Origin of the sequence: Streptomyces sp. NPDC001380 (assembly GCF_042895785.1) — a bacterium.
Taxonomy (GTDB): Bacteria; Actinomycetota; Actinomycetes; order Streptomycetales; family Streptomycetaceae; genus Peterkaempfera.
The window spans coordinates 144,814-162,893 of record NZ_JBIAWP010000013.1 but is presented as its reverse complement, the minus strand read 5'-3'; the positions used below and the strand labels follow the sequence as shown (position 1 = coordinate 162,893).

Annotated in this window: 17 protein-coding genes; 11 read left to right on the top strand and 6 right to left on the bottom strand. The window is 77.6% G+C overall.

The window, feature by feature from the left end; genetic code table 11:
* The first annotated feature begins 253 nt into the window (after positions 1-253).
* From ACFY07_RS18015 to ACFY07_RS18005, 3 genes are all read left to right on the top strand, one after another.
* Positions 254-838, top strand: a complete 585-nt coding sequence (locus ACFY07_RS18015) for an FABP family protein (RefSeq protein ID WP_390869635.1) — start codon at positions 254-256, stop codon at positions 836-838.
* Positions 839-1,007: 169 nt separating this feature from the next.
* Positions 1,008-1,532 carry a Fur family transcriptional regulator gene (locus tag ACFY07_RS18010; RefSeq protein ID WP_390869569.1) on the top strand — a complete coding sequence of 175 codons (525 nt, stop codon included), beginning with the start codon at positions 1,008-1,010 and terminating at the stop codon, positions 1,530-1,532.
* A gap of 87 nt (positions 1,533-1,619) precedes the next feature.
* Positions 1,620-2,585 (top strand): YgfZ/GcvT domain-containing protein, encoded by a 966-nt coding sequence (locus ACFY07_RS18005; protein WP_390869566.1) that lies wholly within the window; start codon positions 1,620-1,622, stop codon positions 2,583-2,585.
* Between the two features lie 65 nt (positions 2,586-2,650).
* Here ACFY07_RS18005 and ACFY07_RS18000 read toward each other — a convergent pair whose 3' ends face one another.
* On the bottom strand, positions 2,651-3,334 hold the full coding sequence (locus tag ACFY07_RS18000; RefSeq protein ID WP_390869564.1) for an SIMPL domain-containing protein: 684 nt from the start codon (positions 3,332-3,334) through the stop codon (positions 2,651-2,653).
* 111 nt (positions 3,335-3,445) lie between these two features.
* Positions 3,446-3,871, bottom strand: coding sequence for a D-aminoacyl-tRNA deacylase (gene dtd / locus ACFY07_RS17995; protein WP_230746758.1), 426 nt, complete (start codon positions 3,869-3,871; stop codon positions 3,446-3,448).
* A gap of 294 nt (positions 3,872-4,165) precedes the next feature.
* On the opposite strand from dtd, the gene ACFY07_RS17990 reads away from it, so the two are divergent.
* Both ACFY07_RS17990 and ACFY07_RS17985 read left to right on the top strand, forming a co-directional pair.
* Positions 4,166-4,942, top strand: coding sequence for a hypothetical protein (locus ACFY07_RS17990; protein ID WP_390869562.1), 777 nt, complete (start codon positions 4,166-4,168; stop codon positions 4,940-4,942).
* A 144-nt stretch (positions 4,943-5,086) separates the two neighbouring features.
* Complete coding sequence (locus ACFY07_RS17985; protein WP_390869559.1) at positions 5,087-6,358, top strand: GNAT family N-acetyltransferase; 1,272 nt, start codon at positions 5,087-5,089, stop codon at positions 6,356-6,358.
* Positions 6,359-6,400: 42 nt separating this feature from the next.
* Here ACFY07_RS17985 and ACFY07_RS17980 read toward each other — a convergent pair whose 3' ends face one another.
* The 3 genes from ACFY07_RS17980 to ACFY07_RS17970 are packed head-to-tail and all read right to left on the bottom strand — an operon-like array spanning position 6,401 to position 8,339.
* The gene (locus ACFY07_RS17980) at positions 6,401-7,315 is read right to left on the bottom strand and encodes a TetR family transcriptional regulator (RefSeq protein WP_390869557.1); all 915 of its coding nucleotides are present in this window, start codon (positions 7,313-7,315) and stop codon (positions 6,401-6,403) included.
* An 11-nt stretch (positions 7,316-7,326) separates the two neighbouring features.
* Positions 7,327-7,911 carry a DCC1-like thiol-disulfide oxidoreductase family protein gene (locus tag ACFY07_RS17975; RefSeq protein ID WP_390869555.1) on the bottom strand — a complete coding sequence of 195 codons (585 nt, stop codon included), beginning with the start codon at positions 7,909-7,911 and terminating at the stop codon, positions 7,327-7,329.
* A gap of 17 nt (positions 7,912-7,928) precedes the next feature.
* The gene (locus ACFY07_RS17970) at positions 7,929-8,339 is read right to left on the bottom strand and encodes a hypothetical protein (protein ID WP_390869553.1); all 411 of its coding nucleotides are present in this window, start codon (positions 8,337-8,339) and stop codon (positions 7,929-7,931) included.
* Positions 8,340-8,453: 114 nt separating this feature from the next.
* Here ACFY07_RS17970 and ACFY07_RS17965 point away from each other — a divergent pair, with 114 nt between their 5' ends.
* The 4 genes from ACFY07_RS17965 (at position 8,454) to ACFY07_RS17950 (ending at position 13,209) form a co-directional block, all read left to right on the top strand.
* Positions 8,454-10,043, top strand: a complete 1,590-nt coding sequence (locus ACFY07_RS17965; RefSeq protein ID WP_390869633.1) for a Na+/H+ antiporter — start codon at positions 8,454-8,456, stop codon at positions 10,041-10,043.
* Positions 10,044-10,487: 444 nt separating this feature from the next.
* Positions 10,488-11,099 (top strand): isochorismatase family protein, encoded by a 612-nt coding sequence (locus ACFY07_RS17960; RefSeq protein ID WP_390869551.1) that lies wholly within the window; start codon positions 10,488-10,490, stop codon positions 11,097-11,099.
* A gap of 7 nt (positions 11,100-11,106) precedes the next feature.
* Complete coding sequence (locus tag ACFY07_RS17955) at positions 11,107-12,012, top strand: GlxA family transcriptional regulator (protein WP_390869549.1); 906 nt, start codon at positions 11,107-11,109, stop codon at positions 12,010-12,012.
* A 333-nt stretch (positions 12,013-12,345) separates the two neighbouring features.
* Positions 12,346-13,209: a putative protein N(5)-glutamine methyltransferase gene (locus tag ACFY07_RS17950; protein ID WP_390869547.1), complete on the top strand. Its 864-nt coding sequence runs from the start codon at positions 12,346-12,348 to the stop codon at positions 13,207-13,209.
* Positions 13,210-13,263: 54 nt separating this feature from the next.
* Here ACFY07_RS17950 and ACFY07_RS17945 read toward each other — a convergent pair whose 3' ends face one another.
* On the bottom strand, positions 13,264-15,960 hold the full coding sequence (locus ACFY07_RS17945; protein WP_390869545.1) for an AAA family ATPase: 2,697 nt from the start codon (positions 15,958-15,960) through the stop codon (positions 13,264-13,266).
* 125 nt (positions 15,961-16,085) lie between these two features.
* On the opposite strand from ACFY07_RS17945, the gene ACFY07_RS17940 reads away from it, so the two are divergent.
* Together ACFY07_RS17940 and ACFY07_RS17935 are read left to right on the top strand one after the other, a co-directional pair.
* Positions 16,086-16,451, top strand: coding sequence for a nuclear transport factor 2 family protein (locus ACFY07_RS17940; protein ID WP_390869544.1), 366 nt, complete (start codon positions 16,086-16,088; stop codon positions 16,449-16,451).
* 39 nt (positions 16,452-16,490) lie between these two features.
* Positions 16,491-17,942 carry an MFS transporter gene (locus tag ACFY07_RS17935; RefSeq protein WP_390869542.1) on the top strand — a complete coding sequence of 484 codons (1,452 nt, stop codon included), beginning with the start codon at positions 16,491-16,493 and terminating at the stop codon, positions 17,940-17,942.
* Positions 17,943-18,080 lie beyond the last annotated feature (138 nt).

The following is an 18,080-nucleotide window of genomic DNA, read 5'->3' as shown; positions in this document are numbered from 1 at the left end:
GGCCCCGCGACGGCCGGACACTAGACTGCCAGGTGCAGCCGTACGCTCACCGTCGACGCCTTGAGGAGCACAGAGGTGCTTGAGATCGCATACTCCGCCCTGCTCGCCGTGGTGGCCGTGGCCATCGTCTGGTTCGCGGTCTTCGCCGTCCTGAAGCTCTACCAGGGCCAGCGCTGACACCGGGGTACGGTGGGGGGTGGCCCCGCGCCGCCCTCCGAACCCCGCCCGCGACACCCGAGGCTTGACCAGGACCATGATCGAGATCCCCTCCGACCTCCACAAGGACGTCGTCCCCCTCGCCTTCCTCCTCGGTACCTGGGAGGGGGCGGGCGTCTTCGACTTCCCCGGCCACGAGAAGTGCAACTTCGGCCAGGAGGTGATCTTCCGCCACGACGGACGCGCGTTCCTGGAGTACCGCTCCCGCACCTGGGTGCTCGACGCCGAGGGCAACAAGGCCCGTCCGCTCGAGAACGAGTCCGGCTTCTGGCGGATCACCAGCAACGCCCAGGGTGCGAGCGGCGTCCGCGGCGTCGAGGTCTCCATGGTCCGCGACGAGGGCGTCATCGAGATCTGGTACGGCGAGATGGCCGACGGCCGCCCGCAGATCGACGTCGCCACCGACGCCGTGGCCCGCACCGCGTCCGCGGCCCCGTACACCGGCGGCAAGCGGCTGTACGGGCTGGTCAACGGCGAGCTGATGTGGGTCGGCGAGAAGGCCGCCCCCGAGGTCCCGCTGCGCCCGTACATGTCCGCGCAGCTCAAGAAGGTCCTCAACCCGGCCAGGCTGATCGAGGACATCGCGGACCTGCCCGACGACGGCATCGCCTTCTTCCGCTGACCCGCCCGCCCCTCCGCGCCCCGCGGCGCGTCCCGCGCGGGACGCGCCCGGCGCAGGACGGGCCGTCCGGCCGCTCCCCGGGACCCGGCCCCCTCCCTACACTGGGGACCGGACCCCGGGCCCGCGGGGCGCGGGACGCGAGGGACCGAGACGCGAGGGACTGGAGACCGTGGCGAGGACCGGCACCGACCAGCACAGCCCCACCGACTGGAAGACCGAGCTGCGCACCCGCGGCTACCGCCTCACCCCGCAGCGCCAGCTCGTCCTGGAGGCGGTCGGCGCCCTCGACCACGCCACCCCCGACGACATCCTCACCGAGGTCCGCCGCACCGCCAGCGGCGTCAACATCTCCACCGTGTACCGCACCCTGGAGCTGCTGGAGGAGCTGGGCCTGGTCTCCCACGCCCATCTGGGACACGGGGCGCCGACGTACCACCTCGCCGACCGCCACCACCACATGCACCTCGTCTGCCGCGACTGCGGCGGGGTCACCGAGACCGACACGGCGGTGGCCGCGCCCCTGGTCGACCGGCTGCGCGCGGAGCACGGCTTCGACACCGACATGCAGCACTTCGCGATCTTCGGCCGCTGCGCCGGATGCACCGCCCGCCGCCGCGGGGCCGGCGGCCCGCAGGACGCCCACCCGCAGGACGCCCACCCGCAGGACGACCCCCGGGACGCCCCGCCGGAGTGACCCCGCGGGAGCGGGCCGGCCGGAGCGGGCCCGCACGCCGGGGGACGCCCCTCCGCGCGGGGGCGCCGCCGCCGTAAGGTGGGGGGCATGAGGAGCCCGCTGCTGTCCCTGCCCGGTGCCGTCGCCGCCGAAGGAGCCGACGAGGGCGTCGCCGCCCACTACGGCGACCTCTTCCGCGAGCAGCGCCGTCTCGCCTCCGGATCCGGTTTCGTCGACCTCTCCCACCGCGGCGTCGTCACCGTCACCGGCGAGGACCGCCTGACCTGGCTGCACCTGCTGCTCACCCAGCACGTCAGCGAGCTCCCGCCGCAGCAGGCCGTGGAGGCGCTGGTCCTCTCCCCGCACGGCCACGTGGAGCACGCCCTCTACCTGGTCGACGACGGCACCACCACCTGGGCCCACGTGGAGCCCGGCACCCAGGGCGCGCTGGTCGCGTACCTGGAGTCGATGGTCTTCTTCCACCGCGTGAAGGTCGCCGACGCCACCGCCGAGTACGCCGTGGCCCACCTGCCGGCCGGCTCCACCGCCTCCGCCGAGGGCGCGGCGGCCGTCCGCGAGACCCCGTGGGGCCGGGACCTGTTCGTCCCCCGCGCGGACCTGGCCGGCCTGGCGCGCGGCTGGGGCGAGCCCGCCGGGATCTGGGCGTACGAGGCGCTGCGGATCGAGGCCCGCCGGCCCCGGCTCGGCTTCGAGACCGACCACCGCACCATCCCGCACGAGGTCGACTGGCTGCGGACCGCCGTGCACCTGCAGAAGGGCTGCTACCGCGGCCAGGAGACGGTGGCCCGGGTCCACAACCTGGGCCGGCCGCCCCGCCGGCTGGTGGTGCTGCACCTGGACGGCACCGAGGAGGTGCTGCCGCCGCACGGCGCCGAGGTCCGCCTCGCCGCCGACGGCCCGGAGGGCCGCCCGGTCGGCTTCGTCACCTCCTCCGCCCGCCACCACGAGCTGGGACCGGTGGCGCTGGCCCTGGTCAAGCGGAACACCCCCGTGGACGCCGTCCTGCTGGCCGGCACGGTGCCGGCCGGCCAGGAGGTCGTCGTCCCGCAGTGACGGCCGGCCGCCCGGGGCGGCGGTGACAGCCGGGGCGGCCGGGGCGGCCCGTCACCGGCAGGCCGTCACAGGTCGGCGGGCGGGCTCATCGTCCAGCGGGCCTCCACGGTGGCCCGCACCCGCTGCTTGACCGGCTCCAGCTCCAGCTGGGGCAGCGGGGGCGCGCCGGCCGGGGCCGCCGCCCGCATCATGCCCGCCGGGCCGCCGTACGCGACCGGCTCCGGGCCGCCGCCGCCCAGCCCCTGGTCGGCCAGCTCCACCAGCCCGGTCAGCGAGGAGCCCAGCGCCGCCGCGTACTGCCGGGCCCGCTCCAGCGACGCCCGCACCGCCTCCTCGCGGACCTGCCGGTGGACCGGGCTGTCCGGGCGCAGCCCCCACCAGGGGCCCGCCACCACCGTCAGCTCCCGGTCGGCGATGCCGAGCAGCAGCTCGCCCAGCACCCCGAACTCCACCACGGTGATCCGCAGCTCCGCGCTGCCGCGGTAGCCGCTCACCCGCTCCCCGGGCCGCTTGGTGTCCCGGTACTCGGGCTGCACCCAGAGCGAGCCGGTGTCGGCCCGCTCCACGGCCGCGCCGAAGGAGGCGATGTGGCGGCGGAGCGCGTCCAGGCGCTCGGTCAGCCGTGTCAGGGTGCGGCCGCGGTCCCGGTCGCGGGCGGAGACGGTGACCAGGAGCCGGGCCAGCTCCGGGTCGACCTCCAGCTCGGCCTCGCCGCGCACGGCGACGGTGGGGGGCGGTGCGGACGTCATGGGGCTGCCTCCCGGGGCGGCTCGACGGGACCGGCCGCCAGTCTCGCACCTCCCCGCGGGCCTGTCCGGTGCACCGCCCGCCGGTCCGGGGCGGGGTGCCCCGGCGGCGGGTCAGATCTCCAGCAGCACCGTGAAGGGCCCGTCGTTCACCAGGGACACCTTCATGTCGGCGCCGAACCGGCCGGTGGCGACCGTGGCGCCCAGGGCCCGCAGCCGCGCCACGACCTCGTCCACCAGGGGCTCGGCGACGGGGCCGGGGGCCGCGCCGTTCCACGTGGGGCGGCGGCCCTTGCGGGCGTCGCCGTACAGCGTGAACTGGCTGACCACGAGCAGCGGCGCACCCAGGTCGGAGCAGGACTTCTCGCCCTCCAGGACGCGCAGCGACCAGAGCTTGCGGGCCAGCTGCGCGGCCTGCTCCGGCGTGTCGTCGTGGGTCACCCCCACCAGCACGCAGAGCCCCGGTCCCAGGATCGACCCCACGGTCTCCCCGTCCACGGCCACACTCGCCTCGGTCACCCTCTGCACCACTGCACGCATGGCCCCATTGTCCCCGGGCGCGGGTCCGGCCCGGCGTACGCCTCCCGCCCCGCCTCCGGCCGCCCCGCAGCCCCGGTCCCGGTTCCGGTCGTCCCCCGTCCCGGCCGCGCCGGGGAGGCGCGGGCGGCGGACGCCGCGGGCGCTCTCCGCGCGTGCGCGCCCCTTCAAGAGCCGTGCGCGCCCGGCGCGGAACCGCACGTGCAGGGCGGTCTGTTCGTCGTACTAGCCAGGGGCATTCGCCAGAGGTCCGATCGGGTGCACCAGCGGTGCGGGCCGCGTGTCCCGGATGGCAGCATGCGGGCAGCGAACGGGGGTCCGGCGCCATGCGGCCGTGCACCCGCATCCGCACCGCTCCCGCCCGGCACCGGGCCGGGGGCCTGCTGCCGCCCGCGCCACGGCCGTCCCGGGGCGCCGCCCGTCGTCCGGACGGGTGCCGGACGACCCGGCGGGGAACCACCGGTCCCCGCCGTACGTGAGCGGGTGGGGGACACGCCGGGGACGACGACAGACAGCAGGTGGCTGATGGACGAGCACAGCGGGCCCGACGGCGCGGCGGCCCGGGCGGCCGGAGGCGAGGCCGGCCTGGGAATGGAGGAGCTGCGGGCCCTGCGCCGCAGCGCCCAGGAGGACGAGGCCGACCTCTCCTACCTGCGCCGCCTGCTCCAGGGGCGGATCGACATCCTGCGGGCGGAGCTCGCCCGCCGCTCCGGCGGCCCGCAGGACCCGCACGACCCGCAGCCCGCCGACACCCTGGTCGACCGGCTGCCGGAGATCCTCGCCGACGGCCCCGGCCGCTTCCGCAGCGCCCGCCACGTCACGCTCGCCACCCCGCGGGGCGAGCGCTACGGCTGCGAGGCCGACCAGCTGATGGGCGACGTCCGGCTCTCCGACCTCGCGGCCCACGGCGACCCGGAACTGGCCGCCGCGCTGGAGCGGCTGGCCGGGTACGAGCGCGAGGTCTCCCACCGGCGGCAGGCGCTGCAGCGCACGGTGGACCGCTGCAGCGCCGAGATCACCCGGCGCTACCGCGAGGGCGAGGCCCGGGTCGACGACCTGCTGGCGGGAGGCTGACCGCACCGGCCGCACCGGCCGCACCGGCCGCACCGGCCGTCCCCCGCGCCGCCGGACCGTCCCCGCCGGGTCCCTGCCCGCTGCCGGACCGGGCGCCGCGGAAAACCGCGTGCCGCCGTCCGGGCGGCGCCGTACGGTGCCCCCATGGCCATGCAGACGAGCAGTCCGGACGGCCGGTCCGGCATCGACATCCGCGAGATCACCGAGGACGACCTGCCCGGCTGGGACCGGGCGGTGAACGCGGGCTTCCTGCGGTCCGGCGGCCAGGACGGCACGGAGTTCCGCCGCGCGTTCTTCGAGCCGGGACGCTCGCTCGGCGCCTACGACGGGGACCGCTGCGTCGGCACCTTCCGCAGCTTCGCCACCGAGCTGACCGTCCCCGGCGGCGCGGTGGTGCGGGCCGACGCGATCAGCAACGTCACCGTGACCGCCACCCACCGCCGGCGCGGCCTGCTGCGGCGCATGATGGCCCGCGACCTGGAGGCCGCCGTCGGCCGCGGCGACGCGGTGGCGATCCTGGTCGCCGCCGAGTACGGCATCTACGACCGGTACGGCTTCGGGCCGGCCACCCGCTGCGGCGGCCTGGAGATCGACCTCGCCCGCGCGGGCGGCCTGCGCGCCGTGCCCGGCGAGGGCGCCGGCCGGATCGACCTGGCCACGCCGGAGGAGGTCCGGACGCTCGGCCCGGCCCTCTTCGAGCGGTACCGCCGCACCCGGCCCGGGGCCATCGAGCGCCGCGACACGTTCTGGCGGCTCCGGACCGGCGACCTGCGGCACCCGGGCTCCGACTGGAAGGAGCCGTTCACCGCCCTCCACCGCGACGCCGCGGGCGACGTCACCGGCATGGTCACCTACACGGTGACCGACGACTGGGACGGCAAGCGCCCCGACTGCACGCTCGTGGTCCGCGACCACGTCGCCCTGGACCGGGCCGCGGCCGCCGCCCTGTGGCGGTTCGTCCTCTCGGTCGACTGGGTGCGCCGCGTCGAGGTCCGCGACCTCGCCCCCGACGACCCGCTCCCGCTGCTGCTGGAGGACCCGCGCGCCGCCCGCTCCACCGCGACCAGCGGCGACTTCCTGTGGCTGCGCGTGCTGGACGTGCCCGCCGCCTTCGGCGCGCGCACCTACGGGGCGCCCGGCCGGGTCGTCATGGAGGTGTCCGACCCCCACGGCTGGGCGGCGGGCCGCTGGGCCCTGGAGACCGCCGCCGACGGCACCGGCATCTGCACCCGCACCGCCGACCCGGCCGACCTGGCGCTCGGCGTGGCCGCCCTGTCCTCGCTCCACCTGGGCGGCGAGACGGTCCCGCGGCTGGCAGCCGCCGGCCTGGTCGAGGAGCTGGTGCCGGGGGCCGCGGCGCGGGCCGACCTGACGCTGCGCACCCCGTTCCGGCCCTGGTGCCCCGACATCTTCTGACCACCGCGCCGTGACCGCCGCGCCGGCCGGTCGGCGCGGCGGTCAGCCGGCCGGGGGCGCCGCCCTGCCGAGGGTCGGCAGGACGAAGTCCCGGACCATGCCGGTGGCCTCGCGCACCAGGGGGCGGAAGACGCGGTAGCGGGACAGGCCGACCATCTTCGCCACGAACGGCGCGCAGCGGGCGACGAAGGCCCGGGTGCGCCAGGTGTCCTCCGTGCGGTCGAAGACCCAGTACAGCACCACGACCATCAGGTGCAGCCAGAGCAGGTCCGGCAGCAGCTCGTCGAGCTCCTCGTCCAGCTTGGGGCCGAGCTCCGAGCCGTCCAGGACCTCCCGGAAGAGCAGGACGGCCGTGGCGCGGGCCGGGTGCGACTCGTTCGAGAAGGGGCTCATGGGGCTGTCGGGGTCCGCCGCGGTCCGGAAGAACTGGGCCGCGAACCCGTGGTAGTCGGCCGCGCAGTCCACCCACGAGTCGAGCGCGATCCGCAGCCGCTCCGCGAAGTCGGCCGTCCCGGCCATCCGCACCCGGGCGTCGGCCGCGTGCTCGTGCGTCATCCGGTCGTAGAAGCCCTGGATGAGGGACTCCTTCGACGCGAAGTAGTAGTAGGCGTTCCCGACGGAGACCCCGGCCTCGCCGGCGATGGCGCGCATGGTGGTCCTGTCGTACCCGCGCTCCCGGAAGAGCCGCATCGCGGTCTCCAGGATCAGGGCCCGGGTCTGCTCGCTCTTCCCGGTCTTCGGGCGGGCCCGTCCCCCGACGGGGTCCGCGGGCGCGGGTGCGCCCGGCACTCCTGCGGACCCGGGCGCCCCTGCGGACCCCGGCGCCCCTGCGGGCCCGGACGCCGTGGTGCCCGCAGGCCGCCCGCTCTGCTCGGTCAGGGGCCGCGCGCGGCCGCCGCGGGCCCGCTCGGCGGGTTCCGCGGCGGCCGCGCGGCCGGAGGGTGCTGCGTCGTCCACAGTGGTCGAGCCTAGCCCGGCGCGCGGCAGGAGCCGTCCCCGCAGCCGGGGCCCGGGAGGCCTCCGCGGCCGCGGGGCGCCGCACCGGGTGCCCCCTGCGCACCCGGTACGGCCCTCCCGCGCGTCGCCGCCCGGTACTTCGAGGCGGCGAACGCCGCGCCCCGGGCGAACGGCAGCCCGGCCGGGGAGCCCAGCCGGCGGGCGAGCGGGCGGTGGTCCGCCAGCGCCCACAGGCAGACGACGAAGGCGTGGGGCCCGGTCCACACCTCGCCGGTGTCGGCGACGACGGTGATCTCGCCGAGCGAGGCGTCGTGGTCCACGCCCGGGAAGCGCCGCCGGGCCTCGGCCGACGCGACGGTGACGAACTCCAGCGGGACCAGCTGGCGCCGTCCGGCGAGCCAGGCGCCGAGATGGCGGCAGAGCAGGCAGCCCGGGTCGTGGAGCACGGTGAGCCGGCGGACCGGCGGCGGTGCGGCGGGCCCCGGTGCGCCTGACGCGCCCGGCGTGCCCGGCGTGCCCGCTCCGTCCGGCGCGGCGGCCGCGGGTGCTCGCGGGTCCGGGTGCTGCGGGTCCGGGGCATGGGCGGCGGTGTGCACGGCGGCTCCTCCGCTGCTCAGAGCTGGGGGGCGGCCTGGGCCGTCCAGCCCTGCGGCCGCACCGGCGGGCGCTGCTCGCGCTCCATGAGGCCGCGGCGGCGGATGCGGGTCAGCGCGTACACGTTGACCAGGTGCAGGGCCCCGAGGACGAGCAGGACGGTGCCGAGCTTCACCGAGAGGGAGTCGAAGACGCCCGTGATGCTCCCGATGCTCCTGCCGGTCTTCATCCACAGGGCGACGAAGCCCAGGTTGAGCAGGTAGAAGCCGACCACCAGGAGGTGGTTGACGGCGTCCGCCAGCTTCTCGTCGCCCCCGAAGACGTCGGCCAGGAAGAGCCGGCCGTGCCTGCTGAGGGTGCGGGCCACCCAGACGGTGAGGCCGGTGGCGGCCGGCAGGTAGACGGCGTAGCTGACGACTGTCAGGTCCATGGGGACCACTCCGTTTCGAACGTGTTCAAAACTGCGGTGGGCAGGACTGTAGACCTGTTTTTGAACATGTTCAAGGCGGGGTTCGCGGGACCCGCGCCGGGGAAGCCGATCACCATGGACCAGCTCACCCTGCTCTTCGTCGTGCTGCTGGCGAGCATCCTGTCGGTGCCGGTCGGGAGCAGGCTGAAGCTGCCGCCCCCCGTGCTGATGACCGCCCTGGGCGTGGTGCTGGCGCTGCTGCCGTTCGTCCCCGACGTGCACGTCGACCCGGACCTGATCCTGCCGCTGGTCCTGCCCCCGCTCCTCTACGCCGCCGCCCAGCGCACCTCCTGGCGGCAGTTCCGCGCCAACGTCCGCCCGATCCTGCTGCTCGCCGTCGCGCTGGTCCTCGTCACCACCGCCGTCGTCGCCCAGGTCTTCCAGGCCCTCGTCCCCGGGGTGCCGGTCGCCGCCGCCGTGGCGCTCGGCGCCGTGGTCTCCCCGCCCGACCCGGTCGCCGCCACCGCCGTCGCCGGCAGCGTCGGCCTGCCGCGCCGCCTGGTCTCCGTCCTGGAGGGCGAGGGGCTCTTCAACGACGTCACCGCCCTGGTGATCTACGGGGTGGCGATCGACGCCGCGGTCTCCGGCACCTTCTCCGCGCCCGAGGCGCTGGGGCGGCTGGTGCTCTCCGCCGTCATCGCCCTCGCCGTCGGCTGGGGCCTCGGCTGGGCCACCACCCGGCTGATGGGGCTGCTGGGCGACGCCACCCTCCAGGTCGGGCTGAGCCTGCTGGTGCCGTTCGCGGCCTACGTGCTCGCCGACCAGCTGGACGGCTCCGGGGTGCTCGCCGTCCTCGTCTGCGCCCTCCACCTGGGCGCGCACGCCGGCGACGAGGACGACGTCTCCTACCGCCTCACCGGCACCGCCTTCTGGGAGGTCGTCGAACTGCTGGTGACCGGCATGGCCTTCGGGCTGATCGGCCTGGAGCTGCACACCGTGATGGCCTCGGTCGGCAGCTCCTGGCACGGCATGCTCGGCGACGCCGCGGCGGTCCTGGCCGTCGTCGTGCTGGTCCGGCTGCTGTGGCTGCTGCCCGCCGCCCGGGTCTCCCGCCACCTGGACCGCGACCGCAGCACCCGCGAGGACGAGCCCGTGACCTGGCGGGAGACGGTGGTCATGTGGTGGGCCGGGATGCGCGGCGTGGCCTCGGTCGCCCTCGCCCTGGCGATCCCCCGCACCGTCGACGGCGGCGGCGCCTTCCCGGAGCGCGACCGGATCCTCTTCGTGGCCTTCTCCACCGTGCTCTTCACCCTGCTGGTCCAGGGCCTCACCCTGCCCTGCCTGGTGCGCCGCCTCGGCGTCACCGCCGACACCGACGCCGAGGACCTCGCCGAACGGCAGCTGTGGCACCGCGCCAGCCGGGCCGGCCTGGTCCGCCTCAAGGAGCTGGTCGCCGACGGGGAGCTGCCCGAGGAGATCGTGGAGCGGCTGCGCCGCCGCCAGCGCGACCGCCTCGTCCGGGCGCTCCCGGAGACGTACGACGAGGGGCAGCGGGCCGCCGCGCACGAGCGCAAGGCCTACGCCGACCGCTTCCGCGAGGTGGAGCAGGAGATGCTCTCCGCCTCCCGGCGGGAGATGCAGGCCGCCCGGAGCGAGCCCGGCGCGGACCCGGAGCTCGTCGACCGGGTGCTGCGGGCCCTGGACCTGCGCAGCGCGCGGCACTGACGGGCGCCGTCCGGGCCGCCGGCGCCGCCCTCGCCGACGTGCCCCGGCCCGACGTGCTCGTGGTGCCCGGCGGACCCGGCCGGGCCGCCCTCATGGAATTCGGACCCGTCCGCACGCGGCTGCGCGCCGCCGACGCCCGCACCGCCCCGGTCCGCGCCGGGCCGCTGCTCCTCGCCGCCGCCGGGCTCCTCGCCGGACGCCGCGTGACCACGCGCCGGACGGCCGCCGACCGGTCGGAGCCGCCGGCCGCCGTCCGGGCGGACGGGCGGCTGATCCTTGACGACCTGCCCGCGGCGGCCTGGCCGCGGCGGCCTGACCGGAGCGGACCCGGCGGACAGGACCCGGCGGGGGGGAAGCCCGGCGGACAGGGCCTGACCGGATCGGTCCGGACCGGGGCATGATGGTGCCTTACCCGGAGCCGCCCGGAGGAGCAGGATCGAAGGCATGGAGAACCAGAGCGCACTCATCGTCGTCGACGTCCAGGAGTCCTTCCGGCAGCGCCCGCTGTGGCAGGCCGTCTCCGACCCCGGCATCGACGGGCAGGTCGGCCGCCTGGTCGACGCCGCCCGCGGGCGGGGGGACCTCGTGGTGTGGGTCCTGCACGCCGAGCCCGGCACCGGCGGGGTCTTCGACCCGGCCTCCGGCCACGTCCGGCTGATGGACGGCCTGGAGCCGCGGGAGGGGGAGCCGGTGCTCACCAAGACCTCCCGCAACGCCTTCACCACGACCAACCTGCAGCAGCAGCTCACCGCCCGGGGGATCCGCCGCCTCACCGTCTGCGGCATCCAGACCGAGCAGTGCTGCGAGACCACCGCCCGCCTCGCCGCCGACCTCGGCTTCGACGTCGTCTTCGCGGTCGACGCCACCGCCACCTTCCCCATCCCGCACCGCGACGCCCCGCAGGACCGCACCGTCGCCGAACTGCTGGCCGACCCGCGCACCCTGCGGACGGCCGAGATCATCGCCCGCACCGAGTACGCCCTCGCCGGGCGCTTCGCGGCCATCGCCACCGTGGACGAACTGGTCCGGCCCGCCGCGGCCGCCGCCGGGAGCTGACCGGATCGTGCCCCTCGTCGTCTTCCTGCTCGTCCCCGGCCTGCACCTGCTGGACCTCGCCGGGCCCGCCCAGGTGTTCTCCACCGCGGCGGACCTCGGGCACGGCTACCGCCTGCACTACGCGGCCGAGCAGGAGGACGTCCCCACCGCCCAGGGGCTGCCTGTCCGGGCCCGCACCGACTGGCCCGGCCTCGGACCCGAGGACCTGCTCGTCGTCCCCGGCTGGCGGGCGCCGACCCTCCGGGGGCACGGGGAGCTCGCACCCGCCACGCTGCGCCGCCTCGCCGCCCACCACGCGGCCGGCGGCACCGTGGCCAGCGTCTGCGCCGGGGCCGACGCCCTCGGCCGGGCCGGCCTGCTCGACGGCCGCCGCTGCACCACCCACCACGACGTGCAGGACGAGCTGGCCCGCCGCTACCCGGCCGCCCATGTCGTCCGCGACGTGCTCTACGTCGAGGACGGCCGGGTCGTCACCTCCGCCGGCATCGCCAGCGGCATCGACCTCGCCCTCCACCTGGTGGCCGTCCGCCACGGGCCCGGCGCCGCCGCCCGGGTCGCCCGCGCGATGGTGGTCTACGCCCGCCGCAACGGCGACGAGCAGCAGGCCGGCGCCATGCTGCGGCACCGCGCCCACCTCAGCGACGCCGTCCACCGCGTCCAGGACCTCCTCGACGCCCGGTTCGCCGACCGCCTCTCCCTGGCCGACCTGGCCGCCGCCGCCCGCGTCAGCGAGCGCACCCTGACCCGGCGCTTCACCGAGGCCACCGGCCTCACCCCGCTCCGGTACCAGCAGCTGCTCCGCACCGAGCGCGCCGAGCACCTCATCGGCCGGGGCGCCACCGTGGAGGCCGCCGCCCGCGCCGTCGGCTTCCAGGACGCCCGGATGCTCCGCCGCCTGCGCGCCCGCGCCTGACGGCCCGGCGGCGCCGCCCGCGCGGAGCCCGTGCCCCGGGCCGCACCGCGTCCCCGCCGCCGGGTCGCGTCCCCGCGCCGGGGCACCCTGCCGCGGCGCCCGCCGGGGCGGCCGGCGCGGACGCCGCCCGCTCCGGGAGCACTCCGCGACGGGCCGTCACCCGGTGTGCGGCTCTGGTAGTGTCACCGCTCCCGGAAGTGGACCCCGTCGGAGGAGGTGAGACCCGTTACCGCTGTTGAGACCGGGTGCTCTCCCCTCACGACCGTGCGGACCGCCTGACGCACCGACGCAGGCGGCCGGGAGGGCGCCCCACGGCACCCCGGAAGGCCCTCCATGCCGCACCCCGCGTCCCCCCTGCCCGACCCTTCGCTGCCCGACTCCTCCCTGCCCGACTTCCCCCTGCCCGGGGCGCCTCTGCCCCCGGCCTCCGCCGTCGCCGCGCTCCGCGCCGCCGGCTGCGTCTTCGCCGAGGAGGAGGCCCGGCTCATCGCCGGGACGGCGCGCACCCCCGCCGAGCTCGCCGCCATGGTGGAGCGCCGCACCCTCGGCCTGCCGCTGGAGCACGTCCTCGGCTGGGCCGAGTTCTGCGGCCTGCGGGTCGCCGTCGGACCCGGCGTCTTCGTCCCCCGCCGCCGCACCGAGTTCCTCGTCCGCGAGGCGGCCGCCCTCGCCCGGCCCGGCGCGGTCGTCGTCGACCTGTGCTGCGGCTCGGGCGCGGTCGGCGCCGCGCTCGCCGCCGCCGCGGGCCCGGTCGAGCTGCACGCCGCCGACATCGAGCCCGCCGCGGTGCGGTACGCCCGCCGCAACGTCGCCGCGGCCGGCGGCCGGGTGCACCTGGGCGACCTGTACGGACCGCTGCCCGCCGCGCTGCGCGGCCGCGTCGACGTCCTGGTCGTCAACGCCCCCTACGTCCCCAGCGGGGCGATCGGGCTGCTGCCCCCCGAGGCCCGGGACCACGAGCCGCGGGTGGCCCTCGACGGCGGCGCTGACGGCCTCGACGTCCAGCGGCGGGTGGCCGACGGCGCGCCGCAGTGGCTGGCGCCGGGCGGCAGCCTGCTGATCGAGACGAGCGGACGCCAGGCGCCGCACACCGCCGCGGCCCTCGCCCGGGCCGGCCTCGTCCCGCGGACCGCCGTCTGCGACGACCTGGACGCCACCGTCGTCGTCGGCACCCCGGCCGCCGGGCGCACCGGGTGAGGCGGGCCGCCCGCACCGGGCCCGGCCGGGCGCGCCCCCGCCCGGGCCGGACCCCTACAGGAGGGCGGCCAGGTCGGTGCGGGAGCCGACGCCCAGTTTGGGATAGGCCTTGTAGAGGTGGTAGCCGACGGTCCGCGGGCTGAGGAAGAGCCGGGCGGCGATGTCCCGGTTGCTGTTCCCCTCGGCGGCGAGGCGGACGATCTGCAGCTCCTGGGGGGTGAGCGCGGCGAGCGGCCCCTCCGGGCGGGGGGCCGGCACGCCGGCGCCGGTGGCGGCGAGCTCGGTGCGGGCCCGGTGCGCCCAGGGGTGGGCGCCCAGGAGTTCGAAGTCCTCCAGGGCGGCCCGCAGGTGGCTGCGGGCCTCCGTCCTGCGGCGCTGCCGCCGCAGCCACTCGCCGAGGAGCAGCGCGGTCCGGGCCTGCTCGAAGGGCCGGCCCCCGCCCCGGTGGAGGTCCAGCGCGGCGAGGTACCCGTCCTCGGCCAGCTCGTCCGGGCCGAGCAGCGCCTGGCAGCGCAGGAGCAGGGCCCGCGCCCAGGGCCGGTCGGCCGCGGCGGCCCAGCGGGCGAAACGCCGGTAGGGCTCCTCGGCGCGGGCCGGCTCCCCGAGCCGGACGGCGGCCTCGACCAGGTCGGGGACGCACCGGGTGCCGGAGACGTGGTGGCGGTGGACGCCGCCGGCGAGGTCGGCGAGCCGGTCGGCGGCGTCGGCGGCGCGGCCCCGGGCCAGGTCGAGCAGGCCGAGCGACCAGGCGGCCCAGGGGTGGCCGGCGGCCGGGCCGGCGCCGGGGCCGTCCTGGGCGAGGGCGGCGAGCCCGGTGCACCGCCCGTCGTCGCCGGCCACGGCGGCGAGGTGGGCGAGGAGGCCGTGGAGCTGGCTGGCCCACTGCCGCTGGCCGGTGTCCCGGGCGAGGGTGAGGCCCTCGGTGGCGGTGGCCTCCGCGTCCCGGTGCCGGCCGTGGAAGAGCTCGGCCTCGGCGAGGAAGAACAGCAGGGTCGGCAGGGCCCCGACCGCGCCCCGGGTCCGTGCCCGGGCCGTGAGCTCGGCGGCGAGGGCGTGGGTCTGGTCGTCGCGGCCGAGGATCAGGGCGGCGCCGCAGACCTGGAGCAGGTCGACGACCGGGTCGCCGCCGGCCGTGAGGCAGGCGGCGAGCACCGAGTCGGCCGTGGGCAGCGCCGGGGCGGGCCTGCCGAGCACGGGGAGGACGGCGGCGCGCAGGTGGTGCAGGACGGCCGCGGCCGGGTCGCCGTCCGGCAGCGCCGGCTCCAGCGCGCCCATCCGGTCCATCACCGTGCCGAGCCGGTCCTCCCCGAGGTACCAGGCGGCGTGGAAGGCCTGGACCAGCATCCGGGCGGCGTACGGGGCCTCGACGGCGGAGCCGGCGGCGTCCAGCAGGAGCCGGTACGCGCCGGGGTGGTCGCCGTGCCAGAACCGGGCGACCGCCCGGACCTGGTCGACCAGGGCGAGCGCGAACGGGTCGGCGGTGCGCCCCCTGGCCTCCTCGGCGAGTGCTGCGGCGCGGTCCGGCTCCCCGGCCTCGGTGGCCGACTCGGCGGCGAGGACGAGGCGGCGGGTGGCGCCGTCGCGGTCGGGGGTGAGCCGGGCGGCGCGCTCGTACGCGGCGGCGGCGCCGGCCGGGCCGCCCCGGGCCTCCGCCCGCTGCGCCGCCTGCTCCAGCGCGTCGGCGAGGGCGGCGTCCGGGCCGGCGGCGGCGAGGGCGAGGTGCCAGGTGCGGCGGTCGCCCAATTCCAGGGCGGCCCCCAGGGCCCGGTGGGCCTCGGCCCGCCGGGCCGTCGGGGCGTCCCGGAGGACGGCGGCGCGCAGCAGCGGGTGACGGAACGTCAGTCTCCTGTCCGCCGACACCCGCACCAGGCCGTCCCTCTCGGCGGGGTCGAGGGCCTCCGCCCCCGACCCGAGCGCGGCGGCCGCCCGCAGGACGACGCCGAGGTCGCCGCTCTCCTCCGCCGCGGCGACCAGGAGCAGCGTCCGGGTGGCGGCCGGGAGCCCCGCCACCTGGCCGTGGAACGCGCTCTGCAGCCGCCGGGTGAGGGGGGTCCCGTCGGCGGCCCCGGACTGCTCCCGCGCCAGGGCGGCGGGCAGTTCGGTGAGGGCCAGCGGGTTCCCGTGCGCCTCGGCGAGGACGCGGCGGCGGATGCCGGGGTCCGTGCCGAGGTCCGAGAGCAGGTCGGCGGAGGCGGCGGCGGACAGGCCGGCGAGCCGGAGCTCCGGCAGTCCCGGCGCCGGGAAGGCGCCCTCGCCGTCCCGGGCGGCGAGGAGCAGCACGACCCCCTCGGCCCGGAGCCGGCGGGCGGCGATCAGCAGCGCCTCTGCGGAGGCCCTGTCCAGCCACTGGGCGTCGTCCACCAGGCACAGCAGGGGCTGCCCGGCGGCGAGTTCGGCCAGCAGGCCGAGGGTCGCCAGGCCGGTGAGCAGCCGGTCGCCGGGGCCGTGCCCGGCGAGCCCGAAGGCGCTCTCCAGGGCCCGGCGCTGCGGGCCCGGCAGGGCGGCCAGGTGCCCGAGGCCGGGCGTGAGCAGCAGGGTGAGCCCGGCGAAGGGGAGCTCCGCCTCGTGCTCGACGCCGGCGGCGCGGACGGTCCGGAAGCCGGGCCCGGCCGAGCGGGCGGCGTACTCCAGCAGCGCCGTCTTGCCGATGCCCGGTTCGCCGCGCAGCACCAGCACGCCGCTGCGGCCGTCCCCCGCCCCGGCGAGCAGCCGGTCGACCGCCGCCTGCTCCTCCGCCCTCCCGTACAGCATGACCGGCACCCTACCCAGTCGGTGACGGATAGCCGACAGATTCGCGGTCCGCCCGCCGCTCCTACGGTCGTGGACTGCAGGGACACCGAGGAGAACCACCGCAGCCCCACCGAAGGAGCAGAACCGTGAGCGACATCCGCACCCTCGTCGAGCGCTACCTCGCCGTCTGGAACGAGACCGACCCGCAGGCCCGCCGCGCGCTGGTCGACGCCCTCTGGGCGGAGGACGGCTCCTACACCGACCCGCTGGGGGAGGCCGTCGGACGGGAGGCGTTCGACGCGACCGTCGGCGCCGTCCAGGGGCAGTTCCCGGGCCTCGTCTTCTCGCCCGGCCCGGTGTTCGACACCCACCACGACCTGGCCCGGTTCACCTGGCACCTCGGGCCCGCCGGCGGCGAACCGCTGGTCGTCGGCTTCGACGTGCTGGTCGCGGACGCGGAGGGCCGCGTCGCCTCGGTGTTCGGCTTCCTGGACCGGGTGCCCTCCGCCTGACCGGCCCCCGCCCCCGCCCTCCCGTAAGGAGAACCGGAGATGAGCACCCCCCTGCGCACCCCGGCCGCAGTCCCGGACCCGGTCCCGGCCGCGACCGCCACCGCGACCGCCACCGCCGCCGCCGCCGGCGGGCAGCACCGGGGCCTGCTGCCGGTGATGCTGGCGGCGACCTTCATGACCGCGCTCGACGTCTTCATCGTGAACGTGGCCCTCCCCTCCCTCCAGGCCGACCTCGGCGCCGGGGAGGCCGCGGCCCAGTGGACGGTCGCCGGGTTCGGACTGGCCCTCGCGGCCGGGCTGGTCACCGCGGGCCGGCTCGGCGACCGGTACGGCCGGCGCCGGGTCTTCGCCCTCGGACTGGCGCTGTTCACCGCCGCCTCGGCGGCCTGCGGCCTGGCCCCCGCCGCGGGTGCCCTGGTGGCCGCCCGGGTGGCCCAGGGCGCCTCGGCGGCGCTCATGGGACCGCAGGTGCTGGCCGTCCTGCGGACCGCGTTCACCGGCGCCGCACAGGCCCGCGCCTTCGCGATGTACGGACTGACCATGGGGGTCGGCGCCGTGCTGGGGCAGCTCGTCGGCGGCCTGCTGATCCGGGCCGACCTGCTCGGGCTGGGCTGGCGCAACTGCTTCCTGATCAACCCCCCGGTGGGGCTGGCGACCCTGGCCCTGGTGCGCCGCACCGTGCCGGAGTCCCGGGCGCCGCAGCGCCCGGGGCTCGACCCCGGCGGCGTCGCCCTCCTGACGGCCGGGCTGACCGCCCTGGTGCTGCCGCTGATCCAGGGCCGGGAGACGGGCTGGCCGCTGTGGACCCGGCTGTCGCTGGGGGCCTCCGCCGTGCTGCTCGCCCTCTTCGGGGCGCACCAGCACCGGCGCCGCGACCGGGACCCCCTGGTGGACACCCGGCTGTTCCGGGAGCGGGCCTTCACCGTCGGCATCCTCGCCCAGCTGGCCTTCTGGCTCGGCCAGGCGTCCTTCTTCCTGGTCCTGGCGCTCTACCTCCAGCAGGGCCGCGGCCTGGACGCGCTCGGCTCCGGCCTGCTGTTCGTCTCCATCGGCACCGGGTACCTCGTCACCTCCACCACGGCGCACCTGGTCGCGGAGCGCCTGGGCTGCCAGGCGATCGCCCTCGGCGCCGTGCTGATGGCGGCCGGACTGGTCCTGCTGGAGCTGACCGCACGCGGGATCGGCACCACCGGCGGCGTCTGGTGGCTCGCGCCGGCGTTGTTCCTCGACGGGATCGGGATGGGCCTGGTGATCGCACCGGTCACCGCCACGGTGCTCGCCGGGGTCGCCCCGCGGCTGGCCGGCTCCGCGGCGGGGGTGATCGCCACCGTCCAGCAGGTCGGCGGCGCCCTGGGGATCGCCCTGATCGGCCTGCTCTTCTACGGCGCCGGCGGTGCGGTGTCCGGCTTCGGGCACAGCGTGGCCGCCCTGGCAGTGCTGGAGCTGGTCCTGGCGGGACTGGTGCAGCTCCTCCCGCGCCGGACGGCCTGACCCCTGACCGCGGGTGTGGGGGGGGGGGGGGGGCCCCCCCGCCCGCGCCCCCCCCCCCCCCCCCCCCCCCCCCCCCCCCCCCCCCCCCCCCCCGCCCCCCCCGCCGGCCGCGGCCCCCCCCCCCCCCCCCCCCCCACG

Excerpts from the sequence above, each read along its gene's own strand:
- ACFY07_RS18015 (WP_390869635.1), top strand. The coding sequence starts at position 254 with ATGATCGAGATCCCCTCCGACCTCCACAAGGACGTCGTCCCCCTCGCC.
- ACFY07_RS18005 (WP_390869566.1), top strand. The coding sequence starts at position 1,620 with ATGAGGAGCCCGCTGCTGTCCCTGCCCGGTGCCGTCGCCGCCGAAGGA.
- ACFY07_RS18000 (WP_390869564.1), bottom strand. The coding sequence starts at position 3,334 with ATGACGTCCGCACCGCCCCCCACCGTCGCCGTGCGCGGCGAGGCCGAG.
- dtd (WP_230746758.1), bottom strand. The coding sequence starts at position 3,871 with ATGCGTGCAGTGGTGCAGAGGGTGACCGAGGCGAGTGTGGCCGTGGAC.
- ACFY07_RS17990 (WP_390869562.1), top strand. The coding sequence starts at position 4,166 with ATGCGGGCAGCGAACGGGGGTCCGGCGCCATGCGGCCGTGCACCCGCA.
- ACFY07_RS17985 (WP_390869559.1), top strand. The coding sequence starts at position 5,087 with ATGGCCATGCAGACGAGCAGTCCGGACGGCCGGTCCGGCATCGACATC.
- ACFY07_RS17970 (WP_390869553.1), bottom strand. The coding sequence starts at position 8,339 with ATGGACCTGACAGTCGTCAGCTACGCCGTCTACCTGCCGGCCGCCACC.
- ACFY07_RS17965 (WP_390869633.1), top strand. The coding sequence starts at position 8,454 with ATGGACCAGCTCACCCTGCTCTTCGTCGTGCTGCTGGCGAGCATCCTG.
- ACFY07_RS17960 (WP_390869551.1), top strand. The coding sequence starts at position 10,488 with ATGGAGAACCAGAGCGCACTCATCGTCGTCGACGTCCAGGAGTCCTTC.
- ACFY07_RS17950 (WP_390869547.1), top strand. The coding sequence starts at position 12,346 with ATGCCGCACCCCGCGTCCCCCCTGCCCGACCCTTCGCTGCCCGACTCC.
- ACFY07_RS17945 (WP_390869545.1), bottom strand. The coding sequence starts at position 15,960 with ATGCTGTACGGGAGGGCGGAGGAGCAGGCGGCGGTCGACCGGCTGCTC.
- ACFY07_RS17935 (WP_390869542.1), top strand. The coding sequence starts at position 16,491 with ATGAGCACCCCCCTGCGCACCCCGGCCGCAGTCCCGGACCCGGTCCCG.